The organism is Nocardiopsis sp. N85 (assembly GCF_028882275.1).
GTDB lineage: Bacteria > Actinomycetota > Actinomycetes > Streptosporangiales > Streptosporangiaceae > Nocardiopsis > Nocardiopsis lambiniae.
In genome coordinates this window covers 99,315-118,215 of record NZ_JARBUT010000008.1, presented here as the reverse complement: position 1 = coordinate 118,215, position 18,901 = coordinate 99,315, and the positions used below count along the sequence as shown (strand labels likewise).

At 70.2% G+C, this 18,901-nt stretch carries 16 protein-coding genes; all 16 read left to right on the top strand.

All coding sequences use genetic code 11. The features are described 5' to 3' along the window. The first annotated feature begins 180 nt into the window (after positions 1-180). The 16 genes from PWG71_RS13505 to PWG71_RS13430 all read left to right on the top strand — a co-directional run bounded on the left by PWG71_RS13505 (position 181) and on the right by PWG71_RS13430 (position 18,765). Complete coding sequence (locus tag PWG71_RS13505) at positions 181-1,497, top strand: geranylgeranyl reductase family protein (protein ID WP_274810040.1); 1,317 nt, start codon at positions 181-183, stop codon at positions 1,495-1,497. 146 nt (positions 1,498-1,643) lie between these two features. Further along, entirely contained in the window at positions 1,644-2,003 is a 360-nt protein-coding gene (locus PWG71_RS13500) for an NADH-quinone oxidoreductase subunit A (protein ID WP_274810039.1), read from the top strand. Between the two features lie 64 nt (positions 2,004-2,067). Then, positions 2,068-2,613 carry a NuoB/complex I 20 kDa subunit family protein gene (locus PWG71_RS13495; protein WP_274810038.1) on the top strand — a complete coding sequence of 182 codons (546 nt, stop codon included), beginning with the start codon at positions 2,068-2,070 and terminating at the stop codon, positions 2,611-2,613. Position 2,614: 1 nt separating this feature from the next. After that, positions 2,615-3,355 carry an NADH-quinone oxidoreductase subunit C gene (locus tag PWG71_RS13490; protein ID WP_274810037.1) on the top strand — a complete coding sequence of 247 codons (741 nt, stop codon included), beginning with the start codon at positions 2,615-2,617 and terminating at the stop codon, positions 3,353-3,355. 34 nt (positions 3,356-3,389) lie between these two features. Then, on the top strand, positions 3,390-4,685 hold the full coding sequence (locus PWG71_RS13485; RefSeq protein WP_274810036.1) for an NADH-quinone oxidoreductase subunit D: 1,296 nt from the start codon (positions 3,390-3,392) through the stop codon (positions 4,683-4,685). Then, positions 4,682-5,431, top strand: coding sequence for an NADH-quinone oxidoreductase subunit NuoE (gene nuoE, locus PWG71_RS13480; RefSeq protein ID WP_446725021.1), 750 nt, complete (start codon positions 4,682-4,684; stop codon positions 5,429-5,431). The genes PWG71_RS13485 and nuoE overlap by 4 nt, the downstream gene beginning before the upstream one ends. Next, positions 5,428-6,747, top strand: a complete 1,320-nt coding sequence (gene nuoF, locus PWG71_RS13475) for an NADH-quinone oxidoreductase subunit NuoF (protein ID WP_274810035.1) — start codon at positions 5,428-5,430, stop codon at positions 6,745-6,747. Before nuoE ends, nuoF begins: the two co-directional genes overlap by 4 nt. Next, positions 6,744-9,203, top strand: coding sequence for an NADH-quinone oxidoreductase subunit G (locus tag PWG71_RS13470; protein ID WP_274810034.1), 2,460 nt, complete (start codon positions 6,744-6,746; stop codon positions 9,201-9,203). Before nuoF ends, PWG71_RS13470 begins: the two co-directional genes overlap by 4 nt. Further along, complete coding sequence (gene nuoH, locus PWG71_RS13465) at positions 9,200-10,567, top strand: NADH-quinone oxidoreductase subunit NuoH (protein WP_274810033.1); 1,368 nt, start codon at positions 9,200-9,202, stop codon at positions 10,565-10,567. Before PWG71_RS13470 ends, nuoH begins: the two co-directional genes overlap by 4 nt. Beyond that, positions 10,560-11,111: an NADH-quinone oxidoreductase subunit NuoI gene (gene nuoI, locus PWG71_RS13460; RefSeq protein ID WP_274810032.1), complete on the top strand. Its 552-nt coding sequence runs from the start codon at positions 10,560-10,562 to the stop codon at positions 11,109-11,111. The genes nuoH and nuoI overlap by 8 nt, the downstream gene beginning before the upstream one ends. Then, complete coding sequence (locus PWG71_RS13455) at positions 11,108-12,064, top strand: NADH-quinone oxidoreductase subunit J (protein WP_274810031.1); 957 nt, start codon at positions 11,108-11,110, stop codon at positions 12,062-12,064. Before nuoI ends, PWG71_RS13455 begins: the two co-directional genes overlap by 4 nt. After that, positions 12,052-12,351, top strand: coding sequence for an NADH-quinone oxidoreductase subunit NuoK (gene nuoK / locus PWG71_RS13450; RefSeq protein ID WP_274810030.1), 300 nt, complete (start codon positions 12,052-12,054; stop codon positions 12,349-12,351). Before PWG71_RS13455 ends, nuoK begins: the two co-directional genes overlap by 13 nt. A 14-nt stretch (positions 12,352-12,365) precedes the next feature. Further along, the gene (gene nuoL, locus PWG71_RS13445; protein ID WP_274810174.1) at positions 12,366-14,309 is read left to right on the top strand and encodes an NADH-quinone oxidoreductase subunit L; all 1,944 of its coding nucleotides are present in this window, start codon (positions 12,366-12,368) and stop codon (positions 14,307-14,309) included. Positions 14,310-14,312: 3 nt separating this feature from the next. Beyond that, on the top strand, positions 14,313-15,932 hold the full coding sequence (locus PWG71_RS13440; protein WP_274810029.1) for an NADH-quinone oxidoreductase subunit M: 1,620 nt from the start codon (positions 14,313-14,315) through the stop codon (positions 15,930-15,932). A gap of 8 nt (positions 15,933-15,940) precedes the next feature. After that, complete coding sequence (gene nuoN, locus PWG71_RS13435; RefSeq protein ID WP_274810173.1) at positions 15,941-17,572, top strand: NADH-quinone oxidoreductase subunit NuoN; 1,632 nt, start codon at positions 15,941-15,943, stop codon at positions 17,570-17,572. A gap of 188 nt (positions 17,573-17,760) precedes the next feature. Continuing rightward, positions 17,761-18,765, top strand: coding sequence for a polyprenyl synthetase family protein (locus PWG71_RS13430; protein ID WP_274810028.1), 1,005 nt, complete (start codon positions 17,761-17,763; stop codon positions 18,763-18,765). Positions 18,766-18,901: the final 136 nt, after the last annotated feature.

Sequence of the window (18,901 nt, the reverse complement as noted above, 5' to 3'; positions counted from 1 at the left end):
ATAAGTCCTCAACCGTACAAAGCACGCGGTCACGGACCCCGCACGGAGAGCCATGCGGCGGGACCGTTACCCCGTCCCCATAACACCGAGAGAACACGACAGGACAACCCCCCGTGAGCGGGTCGGAACCCCGCACAGGCCCGCCACGGTGCACCCGCGCGAGCAGTCGAGGAACCACCCGTGAGCGAGACAGCCACCTCCTCTCCCGACCTCAGAGGCCGAGGTCGGGACCGCGTCGAGTACGACGCCGACGTCATCGTCGTCGGTGCCGGACCGTCCGGCTCCACCACCGCCTACTACCTGGCCCAGGCCGGACTCGACGTCCTCCTCCTGGAGAAGACCGCCTTCCCCCGGGAGAAGGTCTGCGGTGACGGCCTGACCCCCAGGGCGGTCAAACAGCTCACCGCCATGGGCATCACCTTCGAGGACGAGGGCTGGATCAAGAACCACGGCCTGCGCATCGTCGGCGCCGGCGCCCGCCTCGAACTCCCCTGGCCCGACCTGGCCGCCTACCCCGGCTTCGGTCTCGTGCGCACCCGGTTCGACTTCGATCAGATCCTGGTGGACCGCGCCGTCACCGCCGGCGCCAAGCTCCTGGAGCGCACCACCGTCACCGGACCCCTCATGGACGAGCGCAGCAACCGCATCGTCGGGGTCCACGCCAAGAACGCCGACCGCGAACCCGTGACCTTCCGGGCGCCGCTGGTCGTCGCGGCCGACGGCAACTCCTCGCGCCTGTCCGTCGCCATGGGCATCCGCAAGCGCGACGACCGCCCCATGGGCGTGGCCGTGCGCACCTACTTCACGAGCCCCCGCCACGATGACGACTTCCTCGAATCCTGGCTGGAACTGTGGGACAAGAGCGGCGACAAGGACGTGCTCCTGCCCGGCTACGGCTGGATCTTCGGTGTCGGTGACGGCACCAGCAACGTGGGCCTGGGCATCCTCAACTCCACCAGCTCCTTCCAGGACGTCGACTACCGCAGGCTGCTGCGGCGCTGGACCGACTCCATGCCGGAGGAGTGGGGTTTCACCGAGGAGAACCGGACCACGCCCGTCCGCGGCGCCGCCCTGCCCATGGGCTTCAACCGGGTCCCGCACTACTCGCGCGGCCTCCTGCTCGTCGGCGACGCCGGCGGCATGGTGAACCCCTTCAACGGCGAGGGCATCGCCTACGCCATGGAGGCGGGCAACATCGCCGCCGAGGTGATCGTGCAGGCGCACGGGCGCACCACCCAGCAGACCCGCGAGCGCGCCCTGTTGCGCTACCCCCAGGTCCTCGCCGACACCTACGGCGGCTACTACACGCTGGGTCGCTACTTCGTGAAGATGATCGGCCAGCCCGAGTTCATGAAGTACGCGACCAAGTACGGCCTGCGCCAGCGCACCCTCATGAAGTTCGCGCTCAAGATGCTCGCCAACCTCACCGAACCCACGCAGGGCGACGCCATGGACCGGGTCATCAACGGCCTGTCCAAGATCGCCCCCGCGGCATAAGCAGCCCCGCCCTCCGGGCGGCCGCTCGACGCCGTGACCGGGGACGACGGGACGGATCCAGAGATGAGCCCGCACAAGTGAAAGCAATCACAAGCGCCTCGCCCCGCTCGGGCGTCCGCGCCGACCAGCCGGAAGGAGGGTGACCGGTGGAACTCTACGCACCGATATTCGTGCTCGGCGGGATCGGCGCCGCGTTCGTCGTGGTGTCCATGGTCGCCGGCGCGGTCCTGGGACCCAAGCGCTACAACCGCGCCAAGATGCAGGCCTACGAATGCGGCATCGAGCCCACGCCGCAGCCTGCCGGCGGCGGTCGTTTCACCGTCAAGTACTACATGACGGCGATGATGTTCATCATCTTCGACATCGAGATCATCTTCCTCATCCCCTGGGCCGTGCACTTCGACGCCCTCGGCTGGTTCGGCCTGATCGCGATCGTCCTGTTCCTGGTGAACGTCTCCATCGCCTACGCCTACGAGTGGCGCCGGGGAGGCCTCGAATGGGACTGACACCGCGCCTCCCCGTACCCCGCGTCCGCACCCCGCAGCCCAGCCCGGAGGAGGTCCGCAGCTGATGGGACTCGAAGAGAAACTGCCCAGCGGCATCATGCTGACCACCGTCGAACAGGTCGTCGGGCTCGCCCGCAAGAGCTCGATGTGGCCCGCGACGTTCGGTCTGGCCTGCTGCGCCATCGAGATGATGGCCGTCGGCGGCCCCCACTACGACCTGGCCCGCTTCGGCATGGAGAAGTTCGGCGCCACCCCGCGCCAGGCCGACCTCATGGTCGTCGCCGGCCGGGTGAGCCAGAAGATGGCCCCCGTCCTGCGTCAGATCTACGACCAGATGCCCGAGCCCAAGTGGGTCATCGCGATGGGTGTGTGCGCCTCCAGCGGCGGCATGTTCAACAACTACGCGATCGTCCAGGGCGTGGACCACATCGTTCCGGTCGACATGTACCTGCCGGGCTGCCCGCCCCGACCCGAGATGTTCCTGGACGCGGTGCTCAAGCTCCACGACAAGGTGCAGAACACCAAGCTCGGCGCGCACCGCGAGCAGGAGATCACCGAGATCGAGGAGCGCATGCTCCGCCGGTCGCTTCCCCTGGTGAGCAAGGACTGACATGAGCACCGACAACGAGCGCGAACGCGACGAAGAGGCCGCGCGCCTCCCCGACCAGTCGGGCACCGAGCGCCTGGCCGCACCCGTGAAGCGGACCGGCATGTTCGGCACGGCCACCAGCGGCGACACCTCCGGGTTCGGCGGGCTCCAGGTACGGGGGAGCGCTCCCGTCTCCTCCCGGCGGCCGTTCACCGACCCGGACGACCCGCGCACCGCCGACTTCGACCGGGTGGCCGACGACCTGGAGGCCGCCCTCGGCGACGCCGCGGGCGCGGTGGAGCGGGTGGAGGTGGCGTACGGGGAGATCACCTTCCACGTGCGCCGCGAGGCCCTGCTCGAACTGGTCCGCCTGCTGCGCGACGATCCGGCCCTGCGCTACGAGCTGTGCCTGGGGGTGATGGGCGTCCACTTCCCGGACCAGGCGGGACGGGAGCTGCACGCCGTCTACCAGTTCCGCTCGATCACCCACAACAGCGAGATCCGGATCACCGTGACCTGCCCGGACAGCGATCCGCACATCCCGTCGATCGTGTCGGTCTACCCGACCAACGACTGGCACGAGCGGGAGGCCTGGGACTTCTTCGGGATCGTCTTCGACGGACACCCGGCGCTCACCCGGATCCAGATGCCCGACGACTGGCACGGCCACCCCCAGCGCAAGGACTACCCGCTGGGCGGCGTCCCCGTCGAGTACCGGGGTGCCACCGTGCCCCCGCCCGACCAGCGGAGGTCGTACACGTGACCCGGCTCAACCACCACCGGAAGGGAGGCACGGCATGACCGTCACCGAGGACTACATCGACGCCTCCGGCGGCGACTGGGACGAGGTCATCGAGAAGGCGCAGGCCACGAGCGCCGAACGTCTCGTCGTCAACATGGGGCCCCAGCACCCGTCCACCCACGGCGTGCTCCGCCTCGTCCTCACCCTCGACGGGGAGACCTGCACCGAGGCCCGTGTCGCGATCGGCTACCTGCACACCGGCATCGAGAAGAACATGGAGTTCCGGACGTGGACGCAGGGCACCACGTTCGTCACCCGCATGGACTACCTGACGCCGCTCTTCAACGAGACGGTGTACTGCCTGGCGGTCGAGAAGCTCCTGGGCATCGAGGACCGGATCCCGGACCGGGCCAACGTCATCCGCGTGATGATGATGGAGCTCAACCGGATGGCCTCGCACTTCGTGGCGATGGCGACGTTCGGCATGGAGCTGGGCGCCACCACCGTCATGACCAACGGGTTCCGTGAGCGCGAGATGATCCTGGACGTCTTCGAGCTCGTCACCGGCCTGCGGATGAACCACGCCTACGTCCGGCCCGGAGGGGTCGCCCAGGACCTGCCGCCCGGCGCGGTCGGCAAGGTCCGCGAACTCCTCAAGGAGATGCCCGAGCGCATCGGGATCATGCGCAAGCTCCTCGACGAGAACCCGGTCTACCTGGCCCGCACCAAGGACGTCGCCTACCTCAACCTGCCCGGCTGCATGGCCCTGGGCGTCACCGGCCCGCTGCTGCGCGCCTCGGGGTTGGCCTACGACCTGCGCAAGGCCAAGCCGTACTGCGGTTACGAGGGCTACGAGTTCGACGTCCCGGTCTCCGACGGCGGCGACGTCTACGCCCGCTACCGGGTGCGCATCGCCGAGATGGAGGAGAGCCTCAAGATCGTCGAACAGTGCCTGGACAAGCTGGCCCCGGGCCCCGTGATGATCGAGGACGCCAAGATCGGCTGGCCCGCCAAGCTGGCCCTGGGCCCGGACGGGATGGGCAACTCGCCCGACCACATCGCGCACATCATGAGCAGCTCCATGGAAGCGCTCATCCACCACTTCAAGCTGGTCACCGAGGGCTTCCGGGTCCCGGTCGGCCAGACCTACGCGGCCGTCGAGAGCGCCAAGGGCGAACTCGGGTGCTACGCGGTCAGCGACGGGGGCACCCGCCCCTACCGCGTGCACTTCCGTGATCCCTCCTTCACCCACCTCCAGGCCGTCGCCGCCATGTGCGAGGGCGGGACGGTGGCGGACGTGATCGCGGCCGTGGCCAGTATCGACCCGGTGATGGGAGGCGTGGACCGGTGAGCGGACACGAGCACGACCACGGGGTGCCGACGGTGCCGGAGGGGACCGACGCGTTCCCCGCCGAGGTCATCGCGCGCCTGGAACAGGACGCCAAGGAGATCATCGGCCGCTACCCCAAGCCGAGGTCGGCACTCCTTCCGCTGCTGCACCTGGTGCAGTCGGAGGAGGGTCACGTCAGCCGGGCCGGGATGCACTTCTGCGCCGAACAGCTGGGCATCACCCTCGCCGAGGTGAACGCGGTCGCCACCTTCTACACCATGTACCGTCGCCGCCCCGGCGGCGACTACCAGGTGGGGGTGTGCACCAACACCCTGTGCGCCGTGATGGGCGGGGACGAGATCTTCGCCGCCCTCAAGGCGCACCTGGGCGTGGGCGACAACGGGACCACCGAGGACGGCAAGGTCACGCTGGAGCACGTCGAGTGCAACGCGGCCTGCGACTTCGCCCCCGTCGTGATGGTCAACTGGGAGTTCTTCGACAACCAGACCCCCGACTCGGCCAAGAGCCTGGTCGACGACCTGCGGCTGGGAAACGACGTCGCGCCGACCCGGGGCCCCGCGAGCCTGTGCACCTGGAAGCAGGCGTCCCGGGTGCTCGCCGGGTTCGACGACGGCCGCGCCGGAGAGGGCGTACAGGCCGCGGGCCCATCGCTCGCCGGTCTGACCATCGCCCGGGAACGCGGCTGGACCGCCCCCGACCCGGCGAACCTTTCCCGTCCCGCCCAGGGTGAGGAGGAGACCAAGTGACCACCCTGACCCCGGTCCTGTCCGACAACTGGGACCGTCCCGACTCCTTCACCCTGGAGGGGTACCGCGCCGACGGCGGTTACCGGGCCCTGAGCAAGGCCCTGGCCATGGAGCCCGAGGCCATCGTCGACCTGGTGAAGCAGTCCGGACTGCGCGGGCGCGGCGGCGCCGGCTTCCCCACCGGCATGAAGTGGGGATTCCTGCCCGCCGACAACCCCAAGCCCCGCTACCTCGTCGTCAACGCCGACGAGTCCGAGCCCGGGACCTGCAAGGACATCCCGCTGATGCTCGCCAACCCGCACTCGCTCGTCGAGGGTGTGGCGATCGCCTCCTACGCGATCAAGTCGAGCCAGGCGTTCATCTACGTGCGCGGTGAGGTCGTCCACGTCATCCGCCGCCTGCGCAAGGCCGTCGCCGACGCCTACGCCGCCGGCCTGCTCGGCAAGGACATCCTCGGCACCGGCTTCGACCTCGACGTCGTCGTCCACGCCGGGGCGGGCGCCTACATCTGCGGTGAGGAGACCGCCCTCCTGGACTCCCTGGAGGGCTACCGGGGCCAGCCCCGGCTCAAGCCGCCGTTCCCCGCCGTCGCCGGCCTGTACGCGTCGCCGACCGTGGTGAACAACGTCGAGTCCATCGCCAGCGTCCCCGGCATCATCCTGGGCGGCGCCGAGTGGTTCACCTCGATGGGCACCGAGAAGTCCGCCGGATTCGGCTTCTTCTCGCTGTCCGGCCACGTGACCACACCCGGCCAGTACGAGGCGCCGCTCGGCATCACACTGCGCGAGATCCTCGACATGGCCGGCGGCATCCGCGCCGGACACCGCCTCAAGTTCTGGACGCCCGGCGGCTCCTCCACACCGATCTTCACCGAGGAGCACCTGGACACCCCGCTCGACTTCGAGTCGGTGGGCGCCGCCGGATCCATGCTCGGCACCCGCGCCCTCCAGATCTTCGACGAGACCACCTGTGTGGTCCGCGCGGTCGGCCGATGGATCGCCTTCTACGCCCACGAGTCCTGCGGCAAGTGCACGCCCTGCCGCGAGGGCAACTTCTGGATGGTCCAGGTGCTGGACCGCCTGGAGCGCGGCGAGGGCACCGAGGCCGACCTCGACAAACTCCTGGACATCTGCGACAACCTGCTCGGCCGGTCGTTCTGCGCCCTCGGCGACGGTGCGACCAGCCCCGTCATGTCGTCGATCAAGCACTTCCGCCAGGAGTACATCGACCACGTGGAGAAGGGCGGCTGCCCCTTCGACCACGCCAGGTCCACCCTGTGGGCGGACCGCACGACCACGACGGGAGGGAACCAGTGACCGTCACCTCCAACAGCCCGGGCGGAGCGGCCCCCGCACCGCCCCCAGAGGACCTGATCACCGTCACCATCGACGGTTTCCGGATCCAGGTGCCCAAGGGCACCCTGCTCATCCGCGCCGCCGAACTCCTCGGCATCCAGATCCCGCGCTTCTGCGACCACCCGCTCCTCGACCCGGTCGGGGCCTGCCGCCAGTGCCTGGTGGAGATCCCCGACATGGGCAACGGGCGGGGCATGCCCAAACCGCAGGCCTCCTGCACCATCACCGTGATGGAGGGGATGGTGGTCAACACCCACCTCACCTCCCCGGTGGCGGAGAAGGCCCAGCGCGGCATCATGGAGTTCCTGCTCATCAACCACCCGCTGGACTGCCCGGTCTGCGACAAGGGCGGCGAGTGCCCCCTCCAGAACCAGGCCATGTCCACGGGCCGGGGCGAGAGCCGGTTCGTGGACGTCAAGCGGACCTTCCCCAAGCCGATCCCGCTGTCCAGCCAGGTGCTGCTCGACCGGGAGCGCTGCATCCAGTGCGCCCGCTGCACCCGGTTCGCCGCGCAGATCGCCGGGGACCCGCTCATCGAACTGATGGAGCGCGGTGCCAAGGAGCAGGTCGGCATCGCCGACGGTGAGCCGTTCAACTCCTACTTCTCCGGCAACACCGTGCAGATCTGCCCGGTGGGCGCCCTCACCGGGTCGGCCTACCGGTTCCGGGCGCGCCCCTTCGACCTGGTCTCCACCCCCAGCGTCTGCGAACACTGCGCCGGCGGCTGCGCCCAGCGCACCGACCACCGGCGCGGCAAGGTCACCCGCCGCCTGGCCGGCGACGACCCGCAGGTCAACGAGGAGTGGAACTGCGACAAGGGCCGGTGGGCGTTCACCTACGCCACCCGGAGCGACCGGCTCGCCCGCCCGCTCATCCGCGACGACGAGTCCCGGGCCCTGGAGTTCGCCTCCTGGCCCGAGGCCGTCTCCGTCGCCGGGGAGCGGTTGGCCGCCGCCAGGGGCCGGGTCGGCGTCCTGGTCGGCGGGCGTCTCACCTACGAGGACGCCTACGCCTACGCCAAGTTCGCGCGGGTCGCCCTGGGCACCAACGACGTGGACATGCGGGCCCGGGTCCACTCCGGGGAGGAGGCCGACTTCCTCGCCGCCCGCGTCGCCGGCACCCCCGTCGACGTGGACTTCACCGCGCTGGAGAAGGCACCCGCCGTTCTCCTGGCCGGGTTCGAACCCGAGGACGAGTCGCCCTCCACGTTCCTGCGCCTGCGCAAGGGCCACCGCAAGCGGGGCCTGCGGCTCTACTCGGTGGCCACCCACGCCAGTCTCGGCCTCACCAAGGCCGGCGGCACCCTCATCGGTGCCCTCCCCGGTGACGAGGCGCGCGTCCTCAACGCTCTGGAGGACACCGCGCCCGAGGCCGTCGAGGCCCTGGGCGCGGAGGGCGCGATCATCGTCGTCGGCGAACGGCTCGCCGCCGTCCCCGGCGCGCTGACCGCCGCCGCCGCGCTGGCCGACCGCACCGGCGCCCGCCTGGCGTGGATCCCGCGTCGGGCCGGCGAACGCGGCGCCATCGACGCCGGCGCGCTGCCCGGGCTGCTGCCCGGCGGCCGACCCGTCACCGACGCCTCGGCCCGCGCCGAGGTCGCCCGCGCCTGGAACGTCGGCTCCCTGCCGGAGACCCCCGGTCGCGACACCCGGGCCATCATCGAGGCCGCCGCCCGCGGCGAACTCGACGCACTGGTCATCGCGGGCGTCGAGCTCGACGACCTGCCCGACCCCGAGGCCGCCCGCGCGGCCCTGGCCCGGGTGCCGTTCATCGTCAGCCTCGAACTGCGCGCCGGTGAGATCACCGACCGCGCCGACGTGGTCTTCCCCGTCGCCGCCGTCGCCGAGAAGTCCGGCACCTTCGTCAACTGGGAGGGCCGCCACCGGCCCTTCGGTGACGCGCTCAAGGTCCCCGGCGCGCTGTCCGACCTGCGGGTCCTGGCCGCCATCGCCGACGGGATGGACGTCCACCTGGGCCTGCCCGACTCCGCCACCGCCTACCGCGAGCTGCTGGAACTCGGCCTGTGGGCGGGGGAGCGGGCCGCCGGTCCGGCCGTCCGTCCCGTCGAGGTCCCACGGCCGCGCTCCGGCGAGGCCCTGCTGTCCACCTGGCGCCAGCTCCTGGGCACCGGCCGGATGGAGGACGGCGAGCCGTTCCTGGCCGGGACGGCCCGTCCCGCCCGCGCCTACCTGTCCAAGGCCACGGCCCACGAGATCGGGGTGCCCGACGGCGGTTCGCTCCGCGTCACCGGCACCCGGGGCTCGGTCACCGTCCCCGTGGTCGTCACCGACATCGCCGACCGGGTCGTCTGGCTCCCGGCCAACGCCCGGGGTTGCGACATCCGCCGCGACCTGGGCAGCGGCTCGGGCGAGACCGTCCTGCTGTCGGCGCCGACCACCGCCGGGAGGCAACAGTGACCCCCGTCGCCACCAGCGTGGCGCACCTGGCGTCGGAGGAGACGCTCAGCGCCTTCGGCAACGACCCGTGGTGGATCACCACCATCAAGGCGCTGGCCATCTTCGTCTTCCTGATGGTCTGCGTCCTCATGATGATCATGGCCGACCGCAAGGTCATGGGCCGGATGCAGCAACGGCACGGACCCAACCGGATGGGCCCCTGGGGTCTGCTCCAGTCCCTGTTCGACGGCATCAAGCTCTCCCTCAAGGAGGACCTGATCCCGCGCGGTGTCGACCGGCTCGTCTACATCGCCGCGCCGATCATCGCCGCGGTCCCCGCGTTCATCGCGTTCTCGGTCATCCCGATCGGGCCCGAGGTGACCATGTTCGGGGTCGTCACCCCGCTCCAGCTCACCGACCTGCCCATCGCGGCCCTGGTGGTCCTGGCCACCGCCGCGCTCGGGGTGTACGGGTTCGTGCTCGGCGGATGGGCGTCCCAGTCGCCCTACGCCCTGCTCGGAGGCCTGCGCGCGTCCGCCCAGGTGATCAGCTACGAGATCGCCATGGGCCTGTCGTTCGTCGCGGTCTTCATCATGGCGGGCACGCTCACCACCTCCGGGATCGTCGAGGCCCAGCGCGGAATGTGGTTCGCCGTGCTGCTCCTGCCGTCGTTCCTCATCTACCTGGTGACGATGGTCGGCGAGACCAACCGGCTCCCGTTCGACCTCGCCGAGGGCGAGGGCGAGATCGTCGGCGGCTTCATGACCGAGTACGGGTCCATGAAGTTCACGATGTTCTTCCTCGCCGAGTACGTGAACATGTGCACGGTCGCCGCCGTGTCCGTCACGCTCTTCCTCGGCGGCTGGTACGCCCCGTTCGGGATCGGCACCGCCTTCCCCGGAGCCAACGAGGGCTGGTGGCCCGCCCTGTGGTGGCTGCTCAAGTTCATCGGCGTCATGTTCCTGTTCATCTGGGCGCGCGGCAGCCTGCCCCGGGTCCGCTACGACCAGCTCATGGCGCTCGGCTGGAAGGTCCTCATCCCGATCCAGCTGGTGTGGATCACCGCCGTCGCCGTCGTACGGATGCTCATCCTGGACGGCGCCTCCCCGATCGTCATCGGCGCTGTCGTCGCCGCCTTCACCATCGCCACCCTCGCCGCGTTCTACGCCTGGCTCCGGTACGTGCGCCGCGAGCGCGCCGAAGAGGCCGAACAGCGCGCCGAGAACGCACGCCGGGCCCGGGAGGACGCCGCCTTCGGCGGGTTCCCGGTGCCACCGAGCACCGCACCGCACTACGGCAGCAGTGTGCTCGCCGAACCGCCGCGGACGGCCACGGCCGCCGCGACCCAACGCGCCAAGCAGAAGGGGGAGGTCACCGGTGCTTGATTGGCTCAATCCCGTCAAGGGTTTCGGCGTCACCTTCCACACCATGTTCAAGAAGGTGCCGACCGTCGAATACCCGGAGGTCAAGCGCCCCACGGCGCCGCGCTTCCACGGACGACACCAGCTGAACAGGTGGGCCGACGGGCTGGAGAAGTGCATCGGGTGCGAACTGTGCGCCTGGGCCTGTCCCGCCGACGCCATCTACGTCGAAGCCGGTGACAACACCGACGACGACCGCTACTCGCCCGGCGAACGCTACGGGCGGATCTACCAGATCAACTACCTGCGCTGCATCCTGTGCGGACTGTGCGTGGAGGCGTGCCCGACACGCGCCCTCACCATGACCAACGAGTACGAACTCGCCGACGACAACAGGCAGAGCCTGATCTGGACCAAGGAGCAGCTGCTCGCCCCCCTCAAGGAGGGCATGGAGGCGCCGCCGCACCCCATGCGCCTGGGCGACAGCGACCTCGACTACTACGCCACCGGTCGCGGGCAGCACGGCTCCCAGGACGGCCACCACGAGGACACGGAGGCGGTCCGATGACCTCCTCCCTCGCCCTCGCCTCGCCGTACACCCAGCCGCACGGGCTCCACCTCGCCGCCCCCATCGGCGGCGGCGAGGCCTCCGCGTTCTGGATCCTGGGAACCGTGGTCGTCCTCGGCGCCCTGGGCGTCGTGTTCTCCCGCAAGGCCGTCCACTCGGCCATGTCCATGGCGCTGACCATGGTGGGCCTGGCGATCTTCTACGGGATCAACGCCGCGCCCTTCCTCATGGTCGTGCAGATCGTCGTCTACACCGGCGCGGTCCTCATGCTGTTCCTGTTCGTGCTGATGCTCGTCGGCGTCAGCTCCGCCGACTCGTTGGTGGAGACGCTCAGCGGACAGCGGATCCTCACCGCGCTCGTCGCGCTCGCCTTCATCGGCGCCCTGGCCACGGGGATCACCCGCATCTCGGTGGGCGACCCGGTCGGCCTGGCCGCCGGGGTCGCCGCCGCGGGCGGCAGCATCCCCTGGATCGCCGGCGAACTCCTGCTGCGCTACGTCGTCGCCTTCGAGGCGACCGCCGCGCTGCTGGTCACCGCGGTCCTGGGCGCCATGGTCCTGGCGCACACCGCCCGCACCAAGAAGCGGCGTACCCAGCGGGAGATCTCCGAGGACCGCATCCGCGGCGATCACCCCACCCCGCTGCCCGGACCCGGCACCTACGCCCGGCACAACGCGATCGACATGCCGGCGCTGCTGCCGGACGGGACGGTCTCCCGGCTCTCCCTCAACCCGGTGCTCACCGCCCGCGACCCCGAATACCAGTCGGGGGTGCCCGCCGACATCCGGGCCGGTCGCCCGCCGCTCCCCGGCGGGGCGTCGGACTCGGCCCACTCCAAGGAGGGCGAGCCCCCGACCGGGATCGGGGACCACCCGCACGAGGCCGACGAGACCGCGACGGTCGAGCAGGAGAACGGCGACGGTCAGGAGGTGGAGTCCTCGTGGACCCGATGAACTACATCGTCCTCGCGGCACTGCTGTTCACCATCGGCGCGATCGGCGTGCTCATCCGACGCAACGCGATCATCGTCTTCATGTGCGTCGAGCTCATGCTCAACGCCTGCAATCTGGCGTTCGTCGCGTTCGCCCGCATGCACGGGGACATCGAGGGGCAGGTCATCGCGTTCTTCGTGATGGTCGTCGCCGCCGCCGAGGTGGTCGTGGGCCTCGCGATCATCATGCAGATCTTCCGAACCCGCAGGTCGGCGTCGCTCGATGACGCCAACCTGCTCAAGCACTAGAAGGCGACGTGGCAGTGCAACATCACACTCACCTCGCCGCCGAGACCGTGACGGCGGTCGCCGCGGACGGCGCGGTGCTGTCGAACGCCTGGTTGCTCATCGCCCTGCCGCTGGTCGGTGCGGCGATCCTGCTGCTGGGCGGCAAACGGACCGACTCCTGGGGGCACCTGCTCGCCACGGCGCTGCCGGTGGGCTCCTTCGTCTGGGCGATCCTCATCCTGTTCGACCTCCTGGGCCGGGCAGAGGGCGCGCGCAGCGTTTCGGTCCCCGTCTACGAGTGGTTCTCGGTCGGCGCGTTCAACGTCGGGGCGGACCTGCTGATCGACCCCCTGTCGATCACCTTCGTCCTGCTGATCACCTTCGTCGGATCGCTGATCCACGTCTACTCGATCGGCTACATGGCCCACGACCCGGGTCGGCGGCTCTTCTTCGCCTACCTCAACCTGTTCGTCGCGGCCATGCTGGTGCTGGTCCTGGCCGACAACTTCGCCCTGTTGTTCCTGGGCTGGGAGGGCGTGGGCCTGGCGTCCTACCTCCTCATCGGGTTCTGGCAGCACAAGCCGTCGGCGGCCACCGCGGCCAAGAAGGCGTTCATCATCAACCGGGTGGGCGACATGGGCCTGCTCGTGGCGATCATGATCATGTTCACCGCCCTGGGAGCGGTGAGCTTCAGCGAGGTCTTCGCCGCCGTCCCCGGCGCCGGGAACGGGGTGCTGGTCGCCATCGGCCTGTGCCTGCTGCTCGGTGCCTGTGGCAAGTCCGCGCAGCTGCCCCTCCAGGCCTGGCTCCTGGACGCCATGGAGGGCCCGACCCCCGTGTCGGCGCTCATCCACGCGGCGACCATGGTCACCGCGGGCGTCTACCTCATCGTCCGCGCCGGACCGATCTTCGAGGGCGCGCCCGTCGCGCAGACCACCGTCGCGGTCGTCGGGGCCGCCACGATGATCACCGGCGGGATCATCGCCTCCGCCAAGGACGACATCAAGAAGTCCCTGGCCGGTTCGACCATGAGCCAGATCGGCATGATGGTGCTGGCCGCCGGGCTCGGACCCGTCGGCTACGTCGCCGCCATCGCCCACCTCGTCACGCACGGCTTCTTCAAGGCCGGGCTGTTCCTGGGCGCCGGTTCGGTCATGCACGCCATGAACGACGACGTGGACATGCGCCGTTACGGCGGCCTGGCCAGGGTCATGCCGATCACGTTCGCCACGTTCGGGCTCGGCTACCTCGCCATCATCGGCGTTCCGCTGCTGTCCGGCTGGTGGACCAAGGAGAGCATCATCACCGAGGCCTTCGGCATCGGCGGCACCCAGGGCATGATCCTGGGGTCGGCGGTCATCCTCGGTGCCGGGCTCACCGCCTTCTACATGTCCCGCATGTTCTTCCTGACCTTCCTCGGGAAGAAGCGGTGGGACGAGGGCGTACACCCGCACGAGTCGCCGGTGAGCATGACCGCTCCCATGGTGGTGCTGGCCGTCGGTTCCGTCGCGCTCGGCGCCTTCCTGGTGTTCGGCGACCGGTTCGCGAACTTCCTGGCGCCCACCATCGGCGCCGCCCCCCACCACTTCGACCTGGCGCACGCCTTCACCGCGCCCTATGGTCTGGCGGCCCTGGGCGTGCTGGTGGTCGGCGTGGTCGTCGCCTGGGCGATGTACCTGCGCCGCCCGGTCGAGCGCACCGCCCCCAAGGGGAACGTCGTCACCGTCGCGGCGAGCCGCGAACTGTACGGCAACGAGATCAACGAGGGGCTGTTCATGCGGCCCGGACAGGTCCTCACCAAGGCGCTCGTCGTCATCGAGGACAAGGTCATCGACGGGTTCGTCAACGGGCTCGGCACGAGCGTGCGCGACTCCTCGCGCGGGCTCGGGCGGGCACAGACCGGGTTCGCCCGGTCGTACGCGCTCACCATGCTCTTCGGCGCCGTCATCGTCGCCGCGACGCTGGTTGTGAGGTTGTAGACAATGATCCCCTGGCTCACCATCGCGATCGCGTTGCCCGCGATCGGCGCAGTGCTCATCTGGGCGCTACCGCGCGTCAAGACCCCCGCCGGCGAGCGGGCCGCCTCCGTCGCCGCCACGGCCGAAGGGGGTGGCGGCACCGCCACGGCGGTCCGCGCCCCCGCCGTGGCCGGCGGCGCGGCCTCCGCGGAGAACGTCAAGCGGATCACGCTCGGCTTCTCCCTGGCCACCCTGCTCGTGCTCGTCGGCATGACCCTGCGGTTCGACCTGTCGAACGCGGGATCCCTCCAGTTCGTCGAGGAGTACCCGTGGATCCCCCGGTTCGGGGTCCACTACGCGGTCGGGGTGGACGGCATCGCCCTCACCCTGATCCTCATGTCGGCGATCCTGGTGCCGCTGGTCGTCCTGGCGGCCTGGAGGGAACACGACGACCGGGAGGACGGCGGGCGCGGCTACTTCGCGCTCATCCTGGCCCTGGAGGCCATGATGATCGGGGTCTTCGCGGCCACCGACGTCTTCCTCTTCTACGTGTTCTTCGAGGCCATGCTCATCCCGGTCTACTTCATGATCGGGCGCTACGGACGCGGCGACGACCGGGCGAGGGCCGCCGTCAAGTTCCTGCTGTACAGCCTGGCCGGCGGACTGATCATGCTGGTCGCCGTCATCGGGGTGTTCGTCCACGGCGGCACCTTCCTGTGGGCCGACCTGGTGGGGGAGAACGGGGCGCTGGCCGCCCTCGACCCGTCCACCGCCCGGTGGCTGTTCCTCGGCTTCTTCATCGCCTTCGCGATCAAGGCGCCGATGTGGCCCGTGCACACCTGGCTGCCGCAGGCCGCCGGGGCCTCCCGCCCCGGGACCGCCGTCCTGCTGGTGGGCGTGCTCGACAAGGTCGGCACCTACGGCATGCTGCGCTACTGCATGGAGCTGTTCCCCGACGCCGTCGAGGTGTTCGTGTGGCCGGTGGTCGCCCTCAGCCTGGTGAGCATCGTCTACGGGGCGGTCCTCGCCATCGGGCAGAGCGACATGATGCGCCTGGTCGCCTACACGTCGATCTCCCACTTCGGGTTCATCACCCTGGGGATCTTCGCGCTGACCCCGCAGTCCCAGACCGGGGCCGCGCTGTACATGGTCAACCACGGGTTCGCCACCGGCGCCCTGTTCCTGGTGGTGGGCCTGCTCATCGCCCGCCGCGGCTCCTCGCGCATCGAGGACTTCAGCGGGGTGCGGAACGTGGCGCCCAAACTCGCCGGGGTCTTCCTGGTCACCGGCCTGGCCGGGCTGGCCCTACCCGGGCTGGCACCGTTCATCAGCGAGTTCCTGGTGTTCGTCGGCGTGTACGCGTTCAACCCCGTGCCCGCCGTGATCGCCGTCATCGGTGTGGTGCTCGCCGCGCTCTACATCCTGTGGATGTACCAGCGCACCATGACCGGGCCCACCGCCGAGAGCGTGTCCGGGTTCACGGACCTGTCCGCGCGTGAGAGCTGGGTCGTCGGCCCGCTGCTCGCGCTCATCATCGTGTTCGGGCTGTACCCGCAGCCGCTGCTCGACGCGATCGAACCGGCCGCGGAGCGCACCGTGGTGGTCACCACGGTCGACTCCGCCGAGGAAGGAGGCGCGGAGTGATCCCCCACATGGACCTCCCCGTCATCACCGAGGAGGCACCGGCCCTCGACTGGTGGCTGCTGGCACCGCTGCTCACCCTGTTCGGCGCCGCGATGCTGGCCGTCCTCTTCGAGGCGTTCGTGCCCGCGGCGCGCCGCCGACCGATCCAGCTCGGGTTGTCGGCGCTGGCACTGCTCACCACGTTCGTGCTCATCGTCCTCCAGGTCGGGTCGCTGCCCGAGGGCCAGGCCGGGGTCACCGTGGGCGTCGGGGCGCTGGCCATCGACCGGACCGTCCTGTTCTTCCAGGGCACCATCACGGTGCTGGCGCTGGTGAGCCTGCTGCTCATCGCCGAACGCCGCGACGGCCGGGACGCGTTCGCCGCCCAGGCCGCCGCCGTGCCGGGCAGCGAGGAGGAGCGGGCGCACATCCTGGCAGGCTCGCAGCACACCGAGGTCTACCCGTTGGTGCTGTTCGCGGTGCTGGGCATGCTGATGTTCCCCGCCTCGAACGACTTCCTCACCATGTTCATCGCCCTTGAGGTGATGAGCCTGCCGCTGTACCTGCTGTGCGGGCTGGCCCGCCGGCGCCGCCTGTTCTCGCAGGAGGCCGCCGTCAAGTACTTCCTGCTCGGCGCCTTCTCCTCGGCGTTCTTCCTGTTCGGCGCCGCCATGGTGTACGGCTACGCCGGGTCGGTGAACTTCGGCGAGGTGCGCGTGGCCGTGGAGAACGGCGGCGCGGCGATCTTCCAGGACGGCAACGGTGAGCCGCTGCTGCTCATGGGGATCGGGCTGGTCGCCGTCGGCCTGCTCTTCAAGGTCGGCGCGGTCCCGTTCCACAACTGGAAGCCGGACGTGTACCAGGGGGCGCCCACCCCCATCACCGCGCTCATGGCCTCCTGCACGCTGGTCGCCGCGTTCGGCGCCCTGCTGCGGGTGTTCTTCGTGCCCTTCGGCGGGTCCATCGGGGACTGGGAGCCGATGCTGTGGATCGTGTCGGTCCTCACCATGGTGGTCGCCGCGATCATCGCGGTGGGCCAGCGCGACGTCAAACGGCTGCTCGCCTACTCCTCGGTGGTGCACGCCGGGTTCATCCTCACCGCGGTCGTGGCCGGCAGCACCGACGGTCTGGCCGGGGCGATGTTCTACCTGGCGGCCTACGGGTTCACCACCCTGGGCGCGTTCGCCGTCGTCACCCTGGTGCGCACCGCCGACGGCGGGCAGGAGCTGGGCGACCTGGACCGGTGGGCCGGTCTGGGGCGCAGGAACCCGATCCTGGCGGGAGCGCTGGCCCTGTTCCTGCTGGCGTTCGCGGGCATCCCGCTCACCAGCGGGTTCATCGGCAAGTTCGCGGTGTTCGAGGCCGCCGTCGCCGCCGGGGCCACCCCCCTGGTCATCGTCGGTGTCCTCAGCAGCGCCGTCACCGCGTTCTTCTACGTGCGGATCATCGTTGTGATGTTCTTCCGGGATCCGGAAGCCGACGGGCCGACCGTCGTGCGCGCCGGCGTCGGCACCGGAGGCGTCATCGCCATCGGTGTGGCGGCCACCCTGGTACTCGGGGTGTTCCCGGGGCCGGTGCTCGACAACCTGTTGCCCTCACCGGACAGTGGGCAGGACCCGGTCTCGGTCATGGTGGACCAGGCGTCCACCGAAACCGGCTGACCTCGGTCAGAGTTTCGGCCCGGGCCGTGTGAGCTGCTGTTTCACCGCGGTCCGGGCCGTATCCGGGTGTGGCTTTGGCTGATCATTCCGGGTCGGATACCGTGGCAAGTCGGATCATGTTCATGTGCTGAGCACGCGGCGACCCCGAACGGTCGCCGCCGTGCCCGTTCAACAGGTGGAGCTTTACGGTGAGCGGTGCTGTCCCGAGCGGGTTTCTCGCTCTGCCGAGAGTCGACTCGGCCCTCGCCCGGGAGGTCCGGGACGGTCTCGAAAAGGTCGAGGACCTCCTGAGGGAGTCGGTGCGGTCGAGCGACCCGATGCTGACCGAGGCAGCCTCCCACCTGCTGGAGGCCGGTGGCAAGCGGTTCCGGGCGATGCTCGTGCTGTTGGCCGCGCACTTCGGCGACCCCGACATGCCCGACCTCGTCCCCGCGGCCGCCGTCGTGGAGCTGACCCACGTGGCGACGCTCTACCACGACGATGTCATGGACGAGGCGGAACTGCGACGCGGCAGGCCCAGCGCCAACCAGCGCTGGGGCAACACGATCGCGATCCTCACCGGCGACTACGTCTTCGCCAAGGCCTCGGAGATCCTCGCCGACCTGGGCCCCGAGGCGGTGCGCCTCCAGGCGGAGACCTTCGGCCGGCTGGTCCAGGGACAGATCCTGGAGACCTCCGGCCCGCCCGAGGGCGTCGACCCGCTCGACCACTACCTGCGGGTCATCGGGGACAAGACGGCCTCGCTCATCGCGTCCTCCGCCGAGTTCGGCGGCATGTTCGGCAAGGTCGACCCCGAGACCACGGGAAAGCTCACCCGCGCCTCCGACGCGCTCGGCATGGCCTTCCAGCTCGCCGACGACCTGATCGACGTGGCGGCCGAGACCCGCGAGTCCGGCAAGGTCCCCGGCACCGACCTGCGCGAGGGCGTGCTCACCCTGCCGATGTTCTACGCGCTCCGCTCCACCGACCCGGCCGACGAGCGGCTCAAGTCGCTGCTGGGCCGCCCGCTGGACGACACCGAGGCCGAGGAGGCCCTGTCGCTGCTGCGCGCGCACCCGGCGATGGCCGAGGCCGAGGAGACCCTGCGCGGCTGGTCCGACAAGGCCCGCGCCGAGCTGGCCACCCTGCCGGAGGGCCCGGCGCGCGACGCCTTCGAGGCGCTGTGCGACTACGTGGTGGAACGCTCCGGCTGATCCGGACACCCGCCGACGGCGCCGCCCCTCCCGGGGCCGGCGCCGTCGGCGTCTCCAGGGGCGGCGGATCCGGTCCCGGACGCGCCGATGGCGTCGCTCGGCGGAGAGCGACGCCATCGGGTGGTGCGGGGAGGGA